At 72.1% G+C, this 19608-nt stretch carries 19 protein-coding genes, 3 tRNA genes and 1 pseudogene; 16 read left to right on the forward strand and 7 right to left on the reverse strand.

Annotated elements, in window-relative coordinates; translation table 11 throughout:
* The first annotated feature begins 20 nt into the window (after positions 1-20).
* The 5 genes from ACZ6KO_RS13985 to ACZ6KO_RS14005 all read left to right on the forward strand — a co-directional run bounded on the left by ACZ6KO_RS13985 (position 21) and on the right by ACZ6KO_RS14005 (position 5225).
* On the forward strand, positions 21-1583 hold the full coding sequence (locus ACZ6KO_RS13985) for an NADH-quinone oxidoreductase subunit M (RefSeq protein WP_469304969.1): 1563 nt from the start codon (positions 21-23) through the stop codon (positions 1581-1583).
* Positions 1580-3172, forward strand: a complete 1593-nt coding sequence (locus ACZ6KO_RS13990) for an NADH-quinone oxidoreductase subunit N (RefSeq protein ID WP_469304247.1) — start codon at positions 1580-1582, stop codon at positions 3170-3172. Before ACZ6KO_RS13985 ends, ACZ6KO_RS13990 begins: the two co-directional genes overlap by 4 nt.
* Before the next feature lie 171 nt (positions 3173-3343).
* Positions 3344-4207: a zinc metalloprotease HtpX gene (gene htpX / locus ACZ6KO_RS13995; RefSeq protein ID WP_469304248.1), complete on the forward strand. Its 864-nt coding sequence runs from the start codon at positions 3344-3346 to the stop codon at positions 4205-4207.
* Positions 4204-4596, forward strand: coding sequence for a YccF domain-containing protein (locus ACZ6KO_RS14000; RefSeq protein ID WP_469304249.1), 393 nt, complete (start codon positions 4204-4206; stop codon positions 4594-4596). Before htpX ends, ACZ6KO_RS14000 begins: the two co-directional genes overlap by 4 nt.
* Before the next feature lie 107 nt (positions 4597-4703).
* Positions 4704-5225, forward strand: coding sequence for an SMI1/KNR4 family protein (locus ACZ6KO_RS14005; protein ID WP_469304250.1), 522 nt, complete (start codon positions 4704-4706; stop codon positions 5223-5225).
* On the opposite strand, the gene ACZ6KO_RS14010 is transcribed toward ACZ6KO_RS14005, so the two are convergent.
* The 3 genes from ACZ6KO_RS14010 to ACZ6KO_RS14020 all read right to left on the reverse strand — a co-directional run bounded on the left by ACZ6KO_RS14010 (position 5209) and on the right by ACZ6KO_RS14020 (position 8532).
* Positions 5209-6456, reverse strand: a complete 1248-nt coding sequence (locus ACZ6KO_RS14010; protein WP_469304251.1) for an APC family permease — start codon at positions 6454-6456, stop codon at positions 5209-5211. The genes ACZ6KO_RS14005 and ACZ6KO_RS14010 overlap by 17 nt on opposite strands.
* Before the next feature lie 10 nt (positions 6457-6466).
* Complete coding sequence (locus ACZ6KO_RS14015) at positions 6467-7906, reverse strand: SulP family inorganic anion transporter (RefSeq protein ID WP_469304252.1); 1440 nt, start codon at positions 7904-7906, stop codon at positions 6467-6469.
* Positions 7907-8043: 137 nt separating this feature from the next.
* Positions 8044-8532 carry a YajQ family cyclic di-GMP-binding protein gene (locus ACZ6KO_RS14020; RefSeq protein WP_469304253.1) on the reverse strand — a complete coding sequence of 163 codons (489 nt, stop codon included), beginning with the start codon at positions 8530-8532 and terminating at the stop codon, positions 8044-8046.
* 170 nt (positions 8533-8702) lie between these two features.
* Here ACZ6KO_RS14020 and ACZ6KO_RS14025 point away from each other — a divergent pair.
* Positions 8703-8784, forward strand: a tRNA-Tyr gene (locus ACZ6KO_RS14025).
* A gap of 171 nt (positions 8785-8955) precedes the next feature.
* The gene (locus tag ACZ6KO_RS14030; protein WP_469304254.1) at positions 8956-9390 is read left to right on the forward strand and encodes a DUF3574 domain-containing protein; all 435 of its coding nucleotides are present in this window, start codon (positions 8956-8958) and stop codon (positions 9388-9390) included.
* 93 nt (positions 9391-9483) lie between these two features.
* Here ACZ6KO_RS14030 and ACZ6KO_RS14035 read toward each other — a convergent pair whose 3' ends face one another.
* Together ACZ6KO_RS14035 and ACZ6KO_RS14040 are read right to left on the reverse strand one after the other, a co-directional pair.
* A complete protein-coding gene (locus tag ACZ6KO_RS14035) occupies positions 9484-10140 on the reverse strand; it encodes an SDR family oxidoreductase (RefSeq protein ID WP_469304255.1) in 657 nt (218 codons plus the stop codon).
* A 43-nt stretch (positions 10141-10183) separates the two neighbouring features.
* Positions 10184-11434 (reverse strand): amidohydrolase family protein, encoded by a 1251-nt coding sequence (locus ACZ6KO_RS14040; RefSeq protein ID WP_469304256.1) that lies wholly within the window; start codon positions 11432-11434, stop codon positions 10184-10186.
* A gap of 317 nt (positions 11435-11751) precedes the next feature.
* Here ACZ6KO_RS14040 and ACZ6KO_RS14045 point away from each other — a divergent pair.
* From ACZ6KO_RS14045 to ACZ6KO_RS14085, 9 genes and pseudogenes are all read left to right on the forward strand, one after another.
* Positions 11752-11824 (forward strand) — tRNA-Thr (locus ACZ6KO_RS14045).
* A 48-nt stretch (positions 11825-11872) separates the two neighbouring features.
* A tRNA-Met gene (locus tag ACZ6KO_RS14050) sits at positions 11873-11945 on the forward strand.
* An 88-nt stretch (positions 11946-12033) separates the two neighbouring features.
* On the forward strand, positions 12034-12198 hold the full coding sequence (rpmG, locus tag ACZ6KO_RS14055) for a 50S ribosomal protein L33 (protein WP_003956487.1): 165 nt from the start codon (positions 12034-12036) through the stop codon (positions 12196-12198).
* Positions 12199-12301: 103 nt separating this feature from the next.
* Positions 12302-12754, forward strand: coding sequence for an FAS1-like dehydratase domain-containing protein (locus ACZ6KO_RS14060; RefSeq protein WP_401452295.1), 453 nt, complete (start codon positions 12302-12304; stop codon positions 12752-12754).
* A gap of 3 nt (positions 12755-12757) precedes the next feature.
* Positions 12758-13186, forward strand: a complete 429-nt coding sequence (locus tag ACZ6KO_RS14065; protein ID WP_469304257.1) for a MaoC family dehydratase — start codon at positions 12758-12760, stop codon at positions 13184-13186.
* A gap of 118 nt (positions 13187-13304) precedes the next feature.
* Positions 13305-13859: a TetR/AcrR family transcriptional regulator gene (locus ACZ6KO_RS14070; RefSeq protein WP_469304258.1), complete on the forward strand. Its 555-nt coding sequence runs from the start codon at positions 13305-13307 to the stop codon at positions 13857-13859.
* A gap of 211 nt (positions 13860-14070) precedes the next feature.
* Positions 14071-15522, forward strand: a complete 1452-nt coding sequence (locus ACZ6KO_RS14075; RefSeq protein WP_469304970.1) for an MFS transporter — start codon at positions 14071-14073, stop codon at positions 15520-15522.
* A gap of 46 nt (positions 15523-15568) precedes the next feature.
* Positions 15569-16639 (forward strand): annotated as a pseudogene (locus tag ACZ6KO_RS14080) (UDP-N-acetylmuramate dehydrogenase); the annotation flags it as partial.
* A 3-nt stretch (positions 16640-16642) separates the two neighbouring features.
* On the forward strand, positions 16643-17059 hold the full coding sequence (locus ACZ6KO_RS14085) for a hypothetical protein (RefSeq protein ID WP_469304259.1): 417 nt from the start codon (positions 16643-16645) through the stop codon (positions 17057-17059).
* A gap of 18 nt (positions 17060-17077) precedes the next feature.
* Here the strand turns inward: ACZ6KO_RS14085 and ACZ6KO_RS14090 are convergent, their stop codons facing one another.
* Positions 17078-18097, reverse strand: coding sequence for an adenosine deaminase (locus ACZ6KO_RS14090; protein ID WP_469304260.1), 1020 nt, complete (start codon positions 18095-18097; stop codon positions 17078-17080).
* 156 nt (positions 18098-18253) lie between these two features.
* The gene (locus ACZ6KO_RS14095; RefSeq protein ID WP_469304261.1) at positions 18254-19480 is read right to left on the reverse strand and encodes a pyridoxal phosphate-dependent aminotransferase; all 1227 of its coding nucleotides are present in this window, start codon (positions 19478-19480) and stop codon (positions 18254-18256) included.
* Between the last annotated feature and the right edge of the window lie 128 nt (positions 19481-19608).

Here is a 19608-nt window from a genome sequence, read left to right on the forward strand (position 1 = left end):
TTGATATCAGCCCGTCCGTGATGCAGTTCCTTCTGGCGTTCATCGTGGCCGCACCGCTCCTCGGTGCGCTCGCGGCCCTCCTGCCGGCCCCGCCCGGACTCAAGGGCCGTGGCCCCGAACAGGCCGTGCTGCGCCACGGCGTGACCATGACCGGTGTCATCCTCGCCGCGGCGATCGCCCTCACCCTGGGCTTCGACCACGACACCCCGTCCCGCTTCCAGGCGACGACGGACATCAGCTGGATCCCGGCGCTGGACGTCCGGATCCACCTCGGCATCGACGGCATCTCGCTCCCCCTCCTCCTGATGACGGCGCTGCTGTTCTTCCTGTGCGCGCTGTACAGCTACTTCAAGCTCCCCGCGGGCCCCTCCCCGAAGGCCTTCGTCGCGCTGCTCCTCGTCCTGGAATCCGGCACCCTCGCGACCTTCGCGGTCCTCGACCTGCTGCTGTTCTTCCTCGCGTTCGAGATGGTGCTCATCCCCATGTACTTCCTCATCGCCCGCTGGGGCGGTGACCAGCGGCAGTCGGCCGCCTGGAAGTTCATCCTCTTCACGCTGCTCGGATCCGTGGTCATGCTGCTCGGCCTGCTGCTGATCGGCATCAGCGCCGGCACATTCGACATGGTGGCACTCGCCACTGACAACGGCCGCGAACTCACCCGCACCACCCAGCTCCTGGCGGTCCTCGCCATCGGCCTCGGCCTCGCGGTGAAGACCCCGATGTGGCCGCTGCACAGCTGGCTCCCGGACGCCCACACCGCCGCGCCCACCGTGGGATCGGTGCTGCTGGCGGGCGTCCTGCTGAAGATGGGCACCTACGGGTTCGTCCGCATCCTGCTGCCGATCACCCCCGACGGCATGCTCACCGTCGCGCCCTACCTGGCCGCCTTCGCCGTCGTCGGCATCATCTACGGATCGCTGGCCTGCCTGGCACTGGCCAGGAAGGGCGCCAAGGGCGACCTCAAGCGGCTCATCGCGTACTCCTCCGTCGGCCACATGGGCTTCGTCCTGCTGGGCATCGCGACCATGACCCCCACCGGCGTCAACGGCGCGCTGTTCGCCAACATCGGCCACGGCCTGATCACCGGCCTGCTCTTCTTCCTGGTCGGCGCGCTCAAGGACCGCTACGGCAGCAGCGACCTCGACACCCTCGCCGGGGCCACCGGCGCCGCCCTCTACGGCCGCGCCCCCCGCTTCGGCGCCCTCCTCGCGTTCGCCGCCGTCGCCTCCCTCGGCCTGCCGGGCCTCGCCGGATTCTGGGGCGAGATGCTGGCCCTGTTCGGCGCGTTCGACCCGGCCGAGGGCCTGTCCCGGCCCGCCTTCCTCACCTTCATGGCGATCGGCGCCTTCGGCACCCTGCTGACGGCCGCATATCTTCTGATCGTCGTACGCAGGGTGTGCATGGGCGATCCGCAGGCCCGGCCCGAGGCCGCGCCCGCCGTCCTCGCGGACGTACGCGGCTACGAGTTCGCCGCCTGGACCCCGCTCGTCGCCCTCACCGTCCTCGCGGGCCTGTGGCCCGCGGTCCTCCTCGGCCTCACCGACCCGGCCGTCCAGAAGCTCCTCGCAGGAGGCAACGCATGACGGCGCAGCTCATGACCGCCGCCGCCGACACGGGCGCCGCCCTGGTCCAGACCGTCGACTGGCTCGCCATCGCGCCCGCGGCCCTGCCCGCCGCCGTCGCCCTCCTCGTCCTGGTCGCCGACCTGTTCGTACCCGAGGGCAGGAAGCCGGTCCTGGGCTGGATCTCGGTCGCGGGCCTGGCCGTCTCGACCGCGCTCCTGCTGCCCCTGCGCGCCGGCGACCGCAGCACCTTCTGCCTCACCGACGCGCCCACGGTCTGCAGCTACACCGCCGACCACTTCACGCTCGTCGTCCAGTTCCTGGTCCTGGGCGGCGCCCTGGTCACCGCCCTGCTGTCGCTCACCGCCGTGCGCGAGGGCCGGCTGCCCGCCGGCGAGTACTGGTTCCTGCTGCTCTCCTCCGCCGCCGGCGCCGCCCTGCTGCCCGCCTCCCGCGACCTCGCGACCCTGATCGTCGCCCTCGAAGTCGCCTCGCTGCCCGCCTTCGCCCTCGTCGGCCTGCGCCGCGGCGACCGGCTCTCCTCCGAGGCCGCCCTCAAGTTCTTCCTCTCCTCGGTCACCGCGACCGCCGTCTCCCTGCTCGGCGTCAGCTTCGTCTACGCCGCCACCGGCACCCTGCACCTCACCGAGGTCGCCGACCGCCTGGAGAGCGTCCCGGCGCAGCTCGACACCCTCGCCATGGCGGGCGTCGCGCTCACCCTCGTCGGCTTCGCCTTCAAGACCGCGGCCGTCCCCTTCCACTTCTGGGTCCCGGACACCTACGTCGGCGCGCCGCTGCCCATCGCCGGCTACCTGTCCGTCATCGGCAAGGCCGTCGGCTTCACCGGCCTGATCCTCGTCACGGTGATCGCCTTCCCGGCGTACTCCGACATCTGGGGCCCGGCCCTGGCCGTCCTCGCCGCGCTGACCATGACCCTCGGCAACGCCGCCGCGCTGCGCCAGTCCCCGGACCGCCCCCACAGCGCCGTACGGCTGCTCGCCTGGTCCTCGGTCGGGCAGGCCGGCTACCTGCTGGTCCCGATCGCCGCGGCCGCGTACTCCGAGCGGGACGAGATCGGCGCGACCGTCGCGTACGCGCTCATGTACGCCGTCGTGAACCTCGGTGCCTTCTCCGTCGCCGCCCTGGTCGCCCGTACCAAGCCGCTGCACCGCATCAGCGACTACCGCGGCCTGTACGCCGAGCGCCCGCTGACCGCGCTGTCCCTGGCCTTCTTCCTGCTCTGCCTGGCCGGCCTGCCGCCGGGCATCATCGGCCTCTTCGCCAAGGTCGTCGTCTTCCAGTCGGCGGTCGACGCGGGGCTGGGCTGGCTGGCCGTGCTCATGGCCGTCAACGTCGTCGTGGCCCTGTACTACTACCTCCAGTGGACGGCGCTCCTCTTCCGCGCGCCGGTGCCCGCGGCTGCGCCTGCGGCTGCGGTTGCGGGAGACGGTGCGGGTGAGGGCAAGGGCGTCGGTTCGCCGGGTCCGGCCGTGAAGGTGCCGTTCCCGGTCACGGTCGCCATCGCGCTGACGGCCGTCATCGCCGTCGTCGTGTCCGGGGCTCCGCAGACGGTGCTGCGCTTCGCCGCGACCAGCCTGTTCCCGCAGTGACCCTTACCCGTACGGCGTAACGCTCTCCCGGCTCCCCGCGCCCGCCCCTCCCGGCCGCGCCCGGGAACCCGGCACCCTCGCCTGGCGTTGACCAGGAAGGGAGGGTCCACTGGACCGTAGGCCCCGCGGACCCACGGCGGGGCCCCTGCCGCACCACTTGGAGGGCGTACCGTGCACCGCCGGCACAACGGGCTGAAGACCGCCGTACTCCTCGGCGGGATGTCCGCACTCATCATCGTCATCGGGAGCTTCTTCGGACGTGGCGGTCTGATCATCGCCGTCCTGGTCGCTCTCGGCACCAACGCGTACGCGTACTGGAACAGCGACAAGCTGGCTCTACGCGCGATGCGCGCCCGCCCGGTCAGCGAGTTCGAGGCACCCGAGCTGTACCGGATGGTGCGCGAGCTCTCCACGTCCGCACGCCAGCCGATGCCCCGCCTCTACATCTCGCCGACCGAGGCGCCGAACGCCTTCGCGACCGGCCGCAACCCGCGCAACGCGGCCGTGTGCTGCACCGAAGGCATCCTGCGCATCCTCGAAGAACGCGAGCTGCGCGGCGTCATCGGGCACGAGCTCAGCCACGTCTACAACCGCGACATCCTCATCTCGTCGGTTGCCGGAGCGCTGGCCTCCGTGATCATGTTCCTGGTGAATTTCGCCTGGCTGATCCCGATCGGCCGGTCCGACGACGACGAGGGCCCCGGCCTGCTCGGGATGCTGCTCATCATGATCCTGGGCCCGCTGGCCGCCTCGGTGATCCAGCTGGCCATCAGCCGCTCCCGCGAGTACGAGGCGGACGCCTCCGGGGCCCAGCTCACCGGCGACCCGCTCGCCCTGGCCAGCGCCCTGCGCAAGCTGGACGCCGGCACCAAGCAACTGCCGCTGCCGCCCGAACCGCGACTGGAGACCGCGAGCCACATGATGATCGCGAACCCCTTCCGTCCCGGTGCGGGGCTGACCAAGATGTTCTCGACCCACCCACCGATGGCCGAGCGGATCGCCCGGCTCGAACAGATGGCAGGACGTAGTCAGTGAAGACCATCCTCAATGTCATTTGGCTCGTGCTCAGCGGGTTCTGGCTGTTCCTGGGCTACTGCCTGGCGGGCCTGATCCTCTGCATCACGATCATCGGAATCCCGTTCGGTGTAGCCGCCTTCCGCATCGCCCTCTACGCGCTGTGGCCCTTCGGCTACACCACCGTCGAACGTCACGACGCCGGTGCCCCGTCCTGCGTGGGCAACGTCCTGTGGCTGATCCTGGCGGGCTGGTGGCTCGCCATCGGCCACGTCGTCACCGGCCTCGCCCTGTGCGTGACGATCATCGGCATCCCGTTCGGCATCGCCAACTTCAAGATGATCCCCATCTCCCTGCTCCCGCTGGGCCGCGAGATCGTCCCGACGGACGCACCGTTCGCCTCCCGGTGACGGCTGTGGGCGCTCTGCCGACAGGCGGAGCGCGGTTCTGAGGTCGTCCTCGACCGAGTTGTCCACAAGCCGGGCGGGCTGTCGGTGGGGTGGTCCACCATGAAGCCATGAACGAGACCGAGCAGTTGCTGGAGCAAGTCGCCGGGCACGTGCGCAACTCCCCTCCGGAGCAGGGACATCCCCTGCCGCCCGTCCTGGACAGCGCGGAACTGCCCCGCGCCGAAGCCATACTCGGCGCCGCCCTGCCGCCGCTGCTCACCGGCCTCCACACCCGCGTCGCGGACGGCGGCTTCGGACCGGGATACGGGCTGCTGCCCCTGCGCGAAGCCCTGAAGGAGTACGAGGAGATGCGCGCGTCGGGCTGGCGCTGGCCGGCCGGCGTGCTGCCGATAGCCCACTACGGCTGCGGGATGTACGCGTGCGTGGACTGCCACTCCGAGACCGCCCAAGTCCTGCTGTTCGAACCGAACCTGGGCGATCCCGACCTCGCCTGGTTCATCGACGCACGCGGCCTCGCCGACTGGCTGCGCGGCTGGCTCGACGGCACCGCCTGGCACTGCGAGGACTTCGACGAGGAGGAGGAAGACCTGGAGCTGACGCCCTGGGACGGCCTCAGATCCCGGCCCTGAACCGCCGCCGCACGCCGTAGACACACGCGCCCACCGCCAGCACCGCCGCGCCCGTAACCGCCGACGCGGCCGGCAGCGTGCAGGCCAGCAGGACACAGCCGGACAGCCCGACCGCTGCCACGGCCCGGCCCTTGACACCTGAATCGAGCGTCCACGCGGAGGCGTTCGCGATCGCGTAGTAGGCCAGCACTCCGAAGGAGGAGAAACCGATCGCGCCCCGCACGTCGACCGTGGCGGCCAGCACCGCCACCACCGCACCCACCGCGAGTTCCGCGTGGTGCGGCACCTGGAAGCGGGGGTGCACGGCGGCCAGCGCGCGCGGCAGATGGCCGTCCCGGGCCATCGCGAGCACCGTCCGGGACACCCCGAGCACCAGCGACAGCAGCGCGCCCAGCGCCGCCAGCGCGGCGCCCACCCGTACCGCGGGGGAGAGCCCGGGCGCCCCCGCCGCCCGTACCGCGTCGTCCAGCGGAGCCGTCGACGCGGCCAGCCCCTGCGCACCCAGCACCGACAGCGCCGCCACCGCCACCGCGGCGTACACCAGCAGGGTGATCCCCAGAGCGATCGGCACCGCCCGCGGGATCGTGCGCTGCGGATCACGCACCTCCTCACCCAGGGTGGTGATCCGGGCGTAGCCCGCGAAGGCGAAGAACAGCAGACCGGCCGCCTGGAGCAGCCCGCCCACGCCGTCGGCGGCACCGGACGTCAGCCGGTCGGCGTCCGCCGTGTCCGAGGACAGGCACACCACCACCACGGCGGCCAGCACCGCCAGCACCGCCGCCACGATCACCCGGGCGATCCGGGCGGACTTCTGCATGCCGCCGTAGTTCGCCGCGGTCAGCGCCACCACCGCCGCGACCGCCACGACATGCTCCTGGCCGGGCCAGAGGTACGCCCCGACCGTCAGGGCCATCGCCGCGCAGGAGGCCGTTTTGCCGATGACGAAGCCCCAGCCCGCCAGATATCCCCAGAAGGGCCCGAGCCGCTCGCGCCCATAGACGTAGGTGCCGCCCGAAGCCGGGTACCGGGCCGCCAGCCGCGCCGAAGAATGCGCGTTGCAGTAGGCCACGACCGCCGCCAGCGCCAGGGCACCCAGCAGCATGCTGCCCGCCGCCCCCGCCGCCCCCGCCGCCGGGGCGAGCGCGGCGAAGATCCCGGCGCCGACCATGGCGCCCAGCCCGACGACGACCGCGTCGGACACCCCCAGCGTGCGTCGCAATTCCCGCTCCATGGCGGGGAGACTAGCCGGGCTCGGTGGCGCCCTCCCGACCGGGCACCAGGCCGGCCCGCTGCCGCTCCCAGCCGTCGAGCGCGGTCAGGCAGGCATGGTCGAGATGCCGCAGGCCACTGAGGTCCAGCCGGACGGGCCGGTCCCCCGGCAGGGCGTCGAGGGCGTCCAGCAGCTTGGGCAGCCGCAGGAAGCTGGCGTTGCCCGCCACCCGCACCGCCAGCGTGCCGTCCTCCCACTCCTGGTCGATGTGCACGTGGGAGGTCTCCCAGGCCGCCTTGCCGACCGCCAGCGCCAGCCCGAGCAGCACACCCTCGAAGAGATTGGTGGCCACGATCGCGCCGGCCGTCGCCACCAGCACCACCGCCTCGCCTCGGTGCGTGCGCCACAGGGCGGCCACCGCACGGGCGGGCAGCAGCTTCCAGCCCGCGTGCAGCAGCACGCCCGCCAGCGCGGCGAGCGGCACCACCGTCAGGGCCCGCGGCAGGAGCACCGCGAAGAGCAGCAGCCATGCGCCGTGCATGACGCGAGCCGCCCGGGTCCGGGCCCCGGCCGCGACGTTGGCCGAACTCCGCACGATCACGGCCGTCATGGGCAGCGCGCCGAGCAGCCCGCAGAGGGTGTTGCCGACCCCTTGCGCCACCAGTTCTCGGTCGTAGTCGGTCCGCGGTCCGTCGTGCATCCGGTCCACGGCGGCCGCGCTGAAGAGGGTCTCGGCGGAAGCGATCAGCGCGAGCGCGATCACGGTCCCGACCGCCCCGACCGACATCAGGACGGCGAACCGCTCGCCCGCGGGCGGCGCGATGGCATCCAGTACGCCCGTGACCGTCACCTTCTCCACGGGCAGCCGCAGCAGGACCGCGACGGCGGTGGCGGCCGCCACCCCGACGAGGGCCCCCGGCACGATCCGGACGCGGGCGGGCAGGCGCTGCCAGGCCACCATGACGAGCACGGTCCCCAGCCCCAGCGCCACGGCGGCCCAGTCGGCCCGCGCGGTGAGCCGGACCAGGCCGGCGGCCTTCTCCAGGGTTCCCGCGGGCGCGTCGACGTCACCCACCGCGTAGAGCTGCCCGGCGATCAGCACGAGGCCGATACCGGCCAGCATTCCCTGCACCACGGCGACGGAGATCGCCCGGAACCACCGCCCGAGCCGCAGTACCCCCATGCCCAGCTGCAGCACCCCGGCGGCCAGCACCAGAACGCCGAGGGCGGGCAGGCCGTACGTCCGCACGGCCTCGTAGACGAGCACGGTGAGCCCGGCAGCGGGCCCGCTGACCTGCAACGAGCTGCCGCGGAACCAGCCCGTCACCAGTCCGCCCACCACCCCCGTGACGATCCCCAGCTCGGCCGGCACACCGGAGGCGACGGCCACCCCCACACAGAGCGGGAGGGCGACCAGCGCGACGACGACGGACGCCCCGAAGTCGTCGCGGAACGTGTCGGCCCCAGGCATGCGAGAACCCCCTGCCACGTGGTGATGGATGTCACCCAGCGTGGTGGGCGCATTCCGCCCACGCCAAGTGACCACAGGGGGTCCACGAAGGGGCGCGCGCCGCACGCGCGCCGCACGCGATCGGCGAGCGCCGACCTTTAGCGGTAGTTCACGAACTGGATCGCGAAGTCCAGGTCCTTGCCCTTGAGGAGCTGCTGCACGGCCTGCAGGTCGTCACGGCTCTTGGAGCTGACGCGCAGCTCGTCGCCCTGCACCTGGGCCTTGACGCCCTTGGGGCCCTCGTCCCGGATGATCTTGGCGACCTTCTTGGCGTTCTCCTGGGAGATGCCCTCCTGGATCGACGCGAAGATCTTGTACTCCTTGCCGGACAGCTGCGGCTCACCCGCGTCCAGCGCCTTGAGGGAGATCTGGCGCTTGACCAGCTTGGTCTCGAACACGTCGAGGACGGCCTTGACGCGCTCCTCGGAGTTCGCCTCCATGAGGATCTTGTCGCCGGACCAGGCGATCGAGGCCCCGGTCCCCTTGAAGTCATAGCGCTGCGAGAGCTCCTTGGCGGCCTGGTTGAGGGCGTTGTCGACCTCCTGCCGCTCGACCTTCGAGACGATGTCGAAACTGGAGTCGGCCATGTGCTGTGGCTCCTTGAAGTCGGCTGCGATTACTGAGGCCAAAGCCTAGCCACCGCACCCGGCCGAAGCGCTGATCAATCCGGTGGCGAAGCATCCCCGAGCATCGGGTATCGTTTACGTCGTTGCCACAGAGCACCGCAGAAACGCGGACCTCACGGGCGACATCCCATGGCGGTGTGCCCGAGTGGCCAATGGGAGCGGACTGTAAATCCGTCGGCTTAGCCTACCCAGGTTCGAATCCTGGCGCCGCCACGCGAAGAAAGCCCCTCTGATCTGCGGAAACGTAGACCAGAGGGGCTTCCTCGTTCTTTGCACGCGGAATGTCCGGCGACGTGCGCTGTCCCGCTGGCGAAAACGCACCCGTATGGCCGCCGTGGCGGGGGGCGGGGCGCATCGTGGGTGGGGGCGGATCGTTGATCACGCGTGACATGGACTACTGAGGCGCGCAGGAAGGCCGGCGGCGGGGTACTGCTCGCGCTGATCGGGGCAGGGATCCCGGCGTTGGTCGGGGCGCTGCACGGGAACGCCGGAGAGCAGTACAAGGAGACCCGGCTCTATTTCGGGACCCAGAAGGCGCACGGCGGCGAGGTGGGCGAGCAGGACTTCCTGCGCTTCCTCGACCGCGAGGTGACCCCCGCGTTCCCCGAGGGGCTGACCCTCCAGGAGGGGCGCGGGCAGTGGCGGGAGGCCGACGGCGACATCGTGCGCGAGCAGTCGTACGAACTCGTGCTGCTGTACCCGGAGAAGGACGCCGAGGAGCGCGGCGTGCGCATCGAGCGGATCCGCCGGGCTTACATGGAAACCTTCGACCAGGACTCCGTCGGGCGGTCGGACGACGAGGTGACGGTGGATTTCTAGGGCCGGAGGTTCGTTCCCGCGTCGGAGGTTCCCGCGTCGGGGTTCTCGGGCCGGGCTGCCGAGGGGCCCGGCCGGCGGGTGGGGCGGGGTGGGTCAGTTGCCCGCCACGTCCTTGACCGCCACCGGGATCGGGGTCGAGCCCGCGACCAGTTCCAGCGTCAGGCCCGCCGTCGCCGGGGTCTCGACCAGCTCGGCCAGCACCGCCGCCACGTCGTCGCGCGTGACACTGCCGCGCCCGGTACGGGCCTCCATGCGGACCAGGCCCGTGCCCGGCTCGTCCGTCAGCGCGCCCGGGCGCAGGACCGTCCACTCCAGGCCCAGCCGGGTGCGGACGTACTCGTCCGCCTCGCCCTTGGCGCGGAGGTACACGTCGAAGACCTCGTCGCCCGGGTGCCAGGGGTCCGCGCCCATCGAAGACACCATCAGGAAGCGCCGTACGCGCGCCCGTTCGGCCGCGTCCGCGAAGAGCACCGCCGCACCCCGGTCCACCGAGTCCTTGCGTGCGAGGCCGCTGCCCGGCCCGGCGCCTGCCGCGAACACCGCGACGTCCGCGCCCTGCAGCACGGCGGCCACCTGCTCCAGAGAGGCCGACTCCAGGTCGCACAGGACCGGTTCGGCCCCCGCCTCCCTCAGGTCGTCGCCCTGCCCGAGGTCGCGGATGATGCCCGCGACCTCGTAGCCGCGCACGCTGAGCAGCCGCTCCAGCCGCAGCGCGATCTGACCGTGTCCACCCGCGATGACGATGCGCATGTCCCGACCGTACGACGCCCGGCCCGCTCCCGCCCGGGAACGCTCAGGGACCTGGCTCCATACGGCCCTGCCGGGGCAGGTCGAGGGCCACGGCCACCGCCGAGTCGCAGTACTCGCGCACCGCGCTGGTCCGGGCCACCACCCGGCCCCGGTGGATCACGATCCGGCTGTAGGCCAGCGACAGCACCGCGCTGATCCGGTCGCCGCGCACCGCGAGCAGTTCCGCCGGGAAGCCCGCCTCGACCCGCACCTCCGGCAGCCCCATCGCCTCCCGCGCCGCCGCGCCCACGCACGCGTACGCCTCCGCCGCCCGCAGCCCGCCCTGCGAGGCCAGCAGGTAGGCCGCCTCCAGCGGATCGCCGCGCCCCACCGGGTTCCCGGCGTCCCGCAGCGCGCCGGAGCCGGCCGCCACCCGGACGCCGGCCGCGCGCAGCAGCCGTACCGGCGCCGTGCGCAGGCTCCGGCGCTCCAGCGCCGCGCAGTCGCCCTGGGGCAGGCAGGTCACCCGTACGCCGGCGGCGGCGAGCTGGTCGGCGGCCCGGGTCGCGACGTCCAGCGGCAGCCGGGCCAGGCCCCCGCAGGGCCCGATGGTCACCCCGGGCCGCAGTCCGCCGGCCATCGCGGCGAGCCGGGCCAGCCGGGCCGGATCGTCACCGTCGGTGTGCAGGTCGACGGGGCAGCCGTGCTCGGCGGCCAGTTCCAGTACGGCCTCCAGGAAGCCGGTGGGGTCGGGGTCCAGGTCGGGGCAGCCGCCGACGACCGCCGCGCCCATCTTCAGCGCGTCCCGCAGCATCGCGAGCCCGTCGGCGCCGGCCACCCCGGTCAGCAGCCGGGGCACGGCGACGGCCGTCAGGTCGGTCAGGCCGCGCAGCGAGCGCCGGGCCTGGAGCACCGCCTCCATCGGGCCGAGCCCGTGCACGTCGCCGATGCGGATGTGCGAGCGGACGGCCGTGGCGCCGTGGCCGAGTTGGAGCAGCGCCGCCTCGGTGGCCCTGCGCTGCACCTCGTCGGTCGTGTACGAGACGGGCCCCTCGCCGTCGGCGGTGAGCGCGGTGTCGCCGTGGGCGTGCGGCTCGGCCGGGGCGGGCAGCAGCAGGTAGCCGCTCAGGTCGACGCGGGAGGGGGCGGGGGCCTGGAGGCTGCCGGCGGTGCCGACGGCCTGGATCCGGCCCGCGCTCAGGCGGACGTCGACGGTCCGGCCGTCCGTGAGCCGGGCACCGGCGAGCAGCAGGGTCGTGGCGTCGGCGGCCGAACCGTGCGCGGCACCGTGTCCGTGTGCGTGACTGTCGGGCATCGCGCTCCCGCGGTGGCTCGGGCGCATCCCGGGCCCTGGCCGCAGCCACGGCCCAAGATCACGCAGCGTGCTCAGAGCCTAGGGCGCGCGACTGCCCGCTTCGCGGAAGAGCGCAATAGTCGTACCGGTGTGGTGCCCGGTCAGCGGAGTGGTCGGGGAGTGTTCGGTGAGCGGTCGGTGAGCGGTCGGGGGTGCGTGCTGGGGTGCCTGCTGGGGGGCGCGTCCGGGTCGGGCGGCGCCTGGGGAGGGCCGTTGGGAGGGCCTGCGGCAAAGGATTTGGGCGATCGGCCGGAGGCCGTGTAATGTCTTCCCTGCTCGCCCCAATAGCTCAGTCGGTAGAGCGTCTCCATGGTAAGGAGAAGGTCTACGGTTCGATTCCGTATTGGGGCTCTGGTGAGTGAAGTTCCCCGCTTCCGGGCGGGGAACGGATCACATCAAAGCGGCGTAGCTCAGTCGGTAGAGCAAGCGGCTCATAATCGCTGTGTCACCGGTTCAAGTCCGGTCGCCGCTACACACAGTAGCCGATTGTGGGGTCGGTCTCCCGATCGGCTACTCTTTTATGCGTTCATCCGTCCATCCGTCCGTCAAGGAGCACTCACGTGGCTGCCACCGACGTCCGCCCGAAGATCACGCTGGCCTGCGTGGAGTGCAAGGAGCGGAACTACATCACCAAGAAGAACCGGCGTAACAACCCGGACCGTCTTGAGATGAAGAAGCACTGCCCGCGCTGCAACTCGCACACCGCGCACCGCGAGACCCGCTGACCCTAGCGAGCCTTCGCACCACAGGCACAGTCATGAGGTCGTCCCCTTTACGGGGGGCGGCCTCATGTCGTTTCCGCAGTTATTACCAGGAGGTAAGTGAGGCATGGCGCTCGACCAGTCCTTCGTGGGGCGGACGTACCCGCCCACCGAGCCGTACGAGGTCGGCCGGGAGAAGATCCGCGAATTCGCGGAGGCGGTGGGCGATGCCAACCCCGCTTACACCGATCCGGACGCCGCCAAGGAGCTCGGCCACTCCGATGTGATCGCCCCTCCGACGTTCGTCTTCGCGATCACCTTCAAGGCCGCGGGCGCCGTCATCGAGGACCCGCAGCTGGGCCTGAACTACGACCGCGTCGTGCACGGCGACCAGAAGTTCGCGTACACGCGCCCGGTGCGCGCCGGTGACCGCCTGTCGGTCACCTCGACCATCGAGGCGATCAAGTCGCTCGCGGGGAACGACATCCTGGACATCCGGGGTGAGGTGCACGACGCGACCGGCGAACACGTGGTGACGGCCTGGACCAAGCTCGTGTCCCGCGCCGCCGAGGAGGGCTGAGGGATGACCGCCAGGATCAACTACGCGGACGTCGAGGTCGGCACCGAGCTGCCGGCCCAGTCCTTCCCCGTGACGCGCGACACCCTCGTGCGGTACGCGGGCGCCTCCGGCGACTTCAACCCGATCCACTGGAACGAGAAGTTCGCCAAGGAGGTCGGGCTGCCGGACGTCATCGCGCACGGCATGTTCACCATGGCCGAGGCGATCCGCGTCGTCACCGACTGGACCGGGGACCCGGGCGCGGTCGTCGAGTACGGCGTCCGCTTCACGCGGCCCGTCGTGGTGCCGAACGACGGTGTCGGCGCGCTGGTCGAGGTCAGCGCCAAGGTCGCCGCCAAGCTCGACGGCAACCGGGTGCGGGTCGACCTGACCGCGGTCAGCGAGGGGCAGAAGGTCCTGGGCATGTCCCGGGCCGTCGTCCAGCTCGGCTGAGCGGTCGCCGAGGCCGGCCACGTCACCGAGGCCGGTGAGGGGCATCCGGGGTGAGGGCCGCCGGGTGCCCCTTCTGCTGCATTGACCTAGTTAGTGATTGCGTACTAACTTAGCTCTCATGGTCAGGATGAGTGCGGAGGAGCGGCGCGAGAGCGTCATCCGGGCCGCCCTGCGCGAGTTCGCCCGGGGCGGGTACTACGGGACGTCCACCGAGGCGATCGCCAAGCGCGTCGGGGTCTCGCAGCCGTACCTCTTCCGCCTCTTCCCGAACAAGCAGGCCATCTTCCTCGCGGCCGCCGGCCGTTGCATGCAGGACACGTGCAAGGTGTTCACCTCCGCGGCGGAGGGGCTGCGGGGCGAGGACGCCGAGAAGGCCATGGCCGACGCGTACCTGCGGCTGATCGCCGAAGAGCCGCACATGCTGCAGATGCAGCTCCAGATGTACGTCGCCGTCGCCGCCGCCGAGGCGGCCGGTGACCGCGAGCTCGGCGAGCTCGTCCGTGCCGGCTGGATGGAACTGTGGGACACCGTCGCCGCGGCGCTCGGCGGCGGGGAGGGCGTCACCCCCTTCATGGCCCACGGCATGCTCCTCAACACGCTCGCCGCCATGGGCTTCACGCCCGGCCATCGGATCTGGGGCGACATCTACCCCGGCACCCACCACGAGAAGTGAGCGCCGCACGGCGAGCCTCACCTCACGCAGCAGCACCACCACCGCGCATGGGTATGCCCACGAAAGTTAGTCAGCAATAACTAACAGCCCTCAGGGGGAAATCGTGAACGAGCAAGACACCGCCCTCGCCCAGGACCCACGGGCCGCCCAGGACACCGGGCTCCGCGGGCCCGCCGTCTGGGCCCTGGTCCTCACCTCCGTCGCCGGCTTCATGGCGGCCCTGGACAACCTCGTCGTCACCACCGCCCTCCCCGCCCTGCGCGCCGACCTCGGCGGGAAGCTGGAGGACCTGGAGTGGACGGTGAACGCCTACACGCTCACCTTCGCCGTCCTCCTCATGTTCGGCTCCGCCCTCGGCGACCGCTTCGGCCGCCGCCGGCTCTTCGTCGCCGGCCTCGCCGTCTTCACCGGCGCCTCCGCCGCGGCCGCCCTCTCGCCCGGCATCGACGCCCTGATCGCCGCCCGCGCCGTCCAGGGCGTCGGCGCCGCGGTCATGATGCCGCTCACCCTCACCCTGCTCACCGCCGCCGTCCCGGCCGCCCGCCGCGGCACCGCCCTCGGGATCTACGGCGCCGTCACCGGCCTCGCCGTCGCCAGCGGCCCGCTCATCGGCGGCAGCCTCACCGAGCACATCTCCTGGCAGTGGATCTTCTGGCTGAACGTCCCCATAGGCCTCGCCCTCATCCCGCTCGCCCGGCTGCGCCTCGCCGAGTCCACCGCCCCCGGCGCCCGGCTCGACATCCCCGGCACCCTGCTGATCAGCGGCGGCCTCTTCGGGATCGTCTACGCGCTGGTCAGCGCCCACGGGGACGGCTGGACCAGCCCGCCCGTCCTCACCGGCCTGATCGCGGGCGGCGCACTCGTCGGCGGCTTCGTCCTCCACGGCGCGCGCAACGCCGACGCGATGCTCCCCATGCGCCTCTTCCGCAGCCCCGGCTTCTTCGGGATCAACATGGCCGGCCTGCTGATGTTCGTCGGCATGTTCGGCTCGATCTTCCTGCTCAGCCAGTTCCTCCAGGGGGTCGCCGGCTACTCGCCCACCGAGTCCGGCCTGCGCATGCTGCCCTGGACCGCCATGCCGATGGTCGTCGCGCCGCTGGCCGGCATCCTCTCCGACCGGATCGGCGGCCGCCCGGTCGTCGCCGCCGGCCTCGCCTTCCAGGCCGTGGGCCTCGCCTGGTTCGCGCTCGTCCTCGACCCCGGCGTGGGGTACGCGGCCCAGCTCCCGGCCCTGGTCCTCAGCGGCATCGGCATGGCCCTGTACTTCGCGCCCGCCGCCAACGTCCTCATGTCCACCGTCGCCCCGGCCGACCAGGGCCGGGCCGCCGGCACCAACAGCGCCATGCGCGAGGTCGGTGGGGCCCTCGGCGTCGCGGTCCTGGCCTCGGTCTTCTCCGCGCAGGGCGGCTACGAGTCCCCGCAGGCCTTCACCGACGGCACCGTCCCCGCCCTGTGGATCGGCGCCGGCGCGGTCGCCCTGGCGGCCCTGCTCGCCCTGCTGCTGCCGGGCAAGGACAAGGGCAAGGACATGGGCAAGGACAAGGGCATGGGCATGGGCATGGGCAAGGTCACAGGCAAGGGCACAGAGGTCACGGAAGCCGCAGGAGCCGCAGAGGCCACCGGCGTGACCAAGACCGGCGCCCCGGACACGGCCCGCGTCTGACAGAGCCGACGGTCCGTGGCCCCGCCGGGAAGCGGGTGCCGCGGACCGTACTCTTGTCCACGTGCAGGAACTCCACGACGCCCCCCTCGCCCCGCTGACCACCTTCCGCCTCGGCGGCCCCGCGGCCCGGCTGATCACCGCGACCACCGACGCCGAGGTCGTCGACGCCGTCCGCGCCGCCGACGCGGCCGGTACGCCGCTGCTGCTCATCGGCGGCGGCAGCAACCTGGTCATCGGCGACAACGGCTTCGAGGGCACCGCCCTGCGCATCGCCACCCGGGGCTTCGAGCTGCGCGGCACCACCCTGGAGCTCGCCGCCGGCGAGAACTGGTCCGACGCCGTCGCCCGCACCGTCGAAGCGGGCCTCGCGGGCATCGAGTGCCTCGCCGGAATCCCCGGCTCCGCCGGCGCGACGCCGATCCAGAACGTCGGCGCGTACGGCCAGGAGGTCCGCGACACGATCACCGAGGTGGTCGCCTACGACCGCCGCACCGGCGACACGGTCACCCTCACCAACGCCGAGTGCGCGTTCGCGTACCGGCACAGCACCTTCAAGGACCAGCCGGACCGGTACGTCGTCCTGTGCGTCCGCTTCCAGCTGGAGGACGCCGGCGGCCTGTCGGCGCCGGTCAAGTACCCCGAGACCGCCCGCGCCCTCGGCGTCGAGGCCGGCGACCGGGTCCCGGCCGCCACCGCCCGCGAGACCGTCCTGCGGCTGCGCGCCGGCAAGGGCATGGTGCTGGACCCCGCCGACCACGACACCTGGTCGGCCGGCTCCTTCTTCCAGAACCCGATCCTGACCGACGCCGACTACGCCGCCTTTCTCGTCCGCGCCCAGGACCGGCTCGGCCCCGACACCACGCCGCCCGCCTACCCGGCCGGCGAGGGCCGTACGAAGACCAGTGCCGCCTGGCTGATCGACAAGGCGGGCTTCACCAAGGGCTACGGCGACGGCCCCGCGCGGATCTCCACCAAGCACACCCTCGCCCTCACCAACCGCGGCGAGGCCACCACCGAGGACCTCCTCGCCCTGGCCCGCGAGGTCGTGGCCGGCGTGCACGCGGCCTTCGGGGTGACGCTCGTCAACGAGCCGGTCACCATCGGCGTCACCCTCTGAGCGATGCGGTGTCCCCTGCACGGGTCCGGTACGGACCCGTCCCGGCTGGTGGGGCGCACGATCGAACGGGTTGTCGCGTCCTGGCACGTCAGTGACGGCGAACGCTCCGAGGCACCGCTCGACATCTGGCTGATCGACAGCGACGGCGAGTCCACCCTCATCACCACCGGCTCCGACCGGTGCCTGATCGTGGAGTGCGCCGAGCCCGACGAGCCGTACGACATGGGGGAGTGGGGCCACGTCGAGGTCGGCGAGGACCTCGGCGACCACCCTTTCCTGCGGCACATAGGCGACACCGTCGCCACGGTCGAGGAGTTCGACCACCCCCGGACCGGCCGGATACGGCTGGAGATCGGCTTCGCCGACGGCGACCGGATCCGGGCCGACTGCTGGGCGGGCGACCTGCGCCTCACGCGTTAGGCCGTCGCCTCAGCCACCTCAGCCGTGCAGCCAGTGGTCGATGCCCGCGAGGAGCTTGGCCTGGTCCTCCTGGGGCGCCGCGGAGCCCCGTACGGACTGGCGGGCGAGCTCGGCCAGCTCGGCGTCGGTGAACCCGTGGTGGCGGCGGGCGATCTCGTACTGCGCCGCGAGGCGGGAGCCGAACAGCAGCGGGTCGTCGGCGCCCAGCGCCATCGGGACACCCGCGTCGAACAGGGTGCGCAGCGGCACGTCCTCGGGGCGCTCGTAGACGCCGAGCGCGACGTTCGACGCCGGGCAGACCTCACAGGTGATCCCGCGCTCGGCCAGCCGCCGCAGCAGCCGCGGGTCCTCCGCGGCCCGTACGCCGTGCCCGATGCGCGAGGCGTGCAGGTCGTCGAGGCAGTCGCGGACGGAGGCCGGCCCGGTCAGCTCGCCGCCGTGCGGCGCGGCCAGCAGACCGCCCTCGCGGGCGATGGCGAAGGCCCGGTCGAAGTCCCGGGCCAGGCCGCGGCGCTCGTCGTTGGAGAGCCCGAAACCGACGACGCCGCGGTCGGCGTAGCGGACGGCGAGGCGGGCGAGGGTACGGGCGTCGAGCGGGTGCTTCATGCGGTTGGCGGCGATCAGCACGCGGATCCCGAGACCGGTGTCCCGGGAGGCGGACTCCACGGCGTCGAGGATGATCTCGACGGCCGGGATCAGCCCGCCGAGCAGCGGGGCGTACGAGGTGGGGTCGACCTGGATCTCCAGCCAGCCGCTGCCGTCGCGGACGTCCTCCTCGGCGGCCTCGCGGACGAGACGGCGGATGTCGTCGGGCTCGCGCAGGCAGCTGCGGGCGGCGTCGTAGAGGCGCTGGAAGCGGAACCAGCCGCGCTCGTCGGTGGCGCGCAGCTTGGGCGGCTCACCGGCGGTGAGGGCGTCCGGAAGGCGGACGCCGTACTTGTCGGCGAGCTCCAGCAGCGTGGCGGGGCGCATGGACCCGGTGAAGTGCAGGTGGAGATGGGCCTTCGGGAGAAGCGTGAGGTCGCGTACGTGCTCCATCGGTTGATCCTGCCGCATCCGTCACTCGATTGGCAGCCGGATTGCCTGAACGGGGGCTTGCCCGTACGGAAATCCGAGGGGAGCGGGAGACAGGGAGGAGCGGGAAACAGTCGGGGGCGGCACCCGAACGGGTACCGCCCCCACCGCGCGCGAGGGTTACGCCTTGGCCTCCGCCAGGAGGTTCTGGATGCGGGTGACGCCCTCGACCAGGTCCTCGTCGCCCAGGGCGTACGACAGGCGCAGGTAGCCGGGGGTGCCGAAGGCCTCGCCCGGGACGACCGCGACCTCGGCCTCGTCCAGGATCAGCGCGGCCAGCTCGACGGAGGTCTGCGGGCGCTTGCCGCGGATCTCCTTGCCCAGGAGCTCCTTGACCGAGGGGTACGCGTAGAACGCGCCCTCCGGCGTCGGGCAGAAGACGCCGTCGATCTCGTTGAGCATCTTCACCATGGTCTGGCGGCGGCGGTCGAAGGCCTTGCGCATCTCCGCGACCGCGTCCAGGTCGCCCGAGACGGCGGCCAGCGCGGCGACCTGGGCCACGTTGGAGACGTTGGAGGTGGCGTGCGACTGGAGGTTGGTCGCGGCCTTGATCACGTCCTGCGGGGCGATGACCCAGCCCACGCGCCAGCCGGTCATCGCGTACGTCTTGGCCACGCCGTTGACGACGATGCACTTGTCGCGCAGGGCCGGGACCAGGACCGGCAGCGAGGTGAACGTCGCGTCGCCGTAGACCAGGTGCTCGTAGATCTCGTCCGTCAGGACCCACAGGCCGTGCTCCGCGGCCCACTCGCCGATCGCGCGGGCGTCGGCCTCGCTGTAGACCGCGCCGGTCGGGTTGGACGGGGAGACGAACAGGACGACCTTGGTGCGCTCGGTGCGGGCGGCCTCCAGCTGCTCGACGGACACGCGGTAGCCGGTGGTCTCGTCGGCGACGACCTCGACCGGGACACCGCCCGCGAGACGGATCGACTCCGGGTAGGTGGTCCAGTACGGGGCCGGGACGATGACCTCGTCACCCGGGTCCAGGACGGCGGCGAACGCCTCGTAGATCGCCTGCTTGCCGCCGTTGGTCACCAGGACCTGCGACGCGTCGACCTCGTAGCCCGAGTCGCGCAGCGTCTTCGCGGCGATGGCCTTCTTGAGCTCGGGCAGGCCGCCCGCCGGCGTGTAGCGGTGGAACTTCGGGTCGCGGCAGGCCGCGACCGCCGCCTCGACGATGTAGTCCGGGGTCGGGAAGTCGGGCTCGCCCGCGCCGAAGCCGATCACCGGGCGCCCGGCGGCCTTGAGGGCCTTGGCCTTGGCGTCCACGGCGAGCGTGGCGGACTCGGAAATGGCGCCGATACGGGCGGACACCCGGCGCTCGGAGGAAGGCGTTGCAGAGGTCATGCCGCCAATCGTCCCAGACCGTGCGGGACCTCGGGGCACCGTTCCAGGGACCGGACGGCGCTCGTCCGGATCATTCCTGTTCGACGTCACGCTCCGGAACACGTACACTCACCTGTCGTTGGACCTCA

The sequence above is a fragment of the Streptomyces sp. NPDC042102 genome (assembly GCF_055582305.1).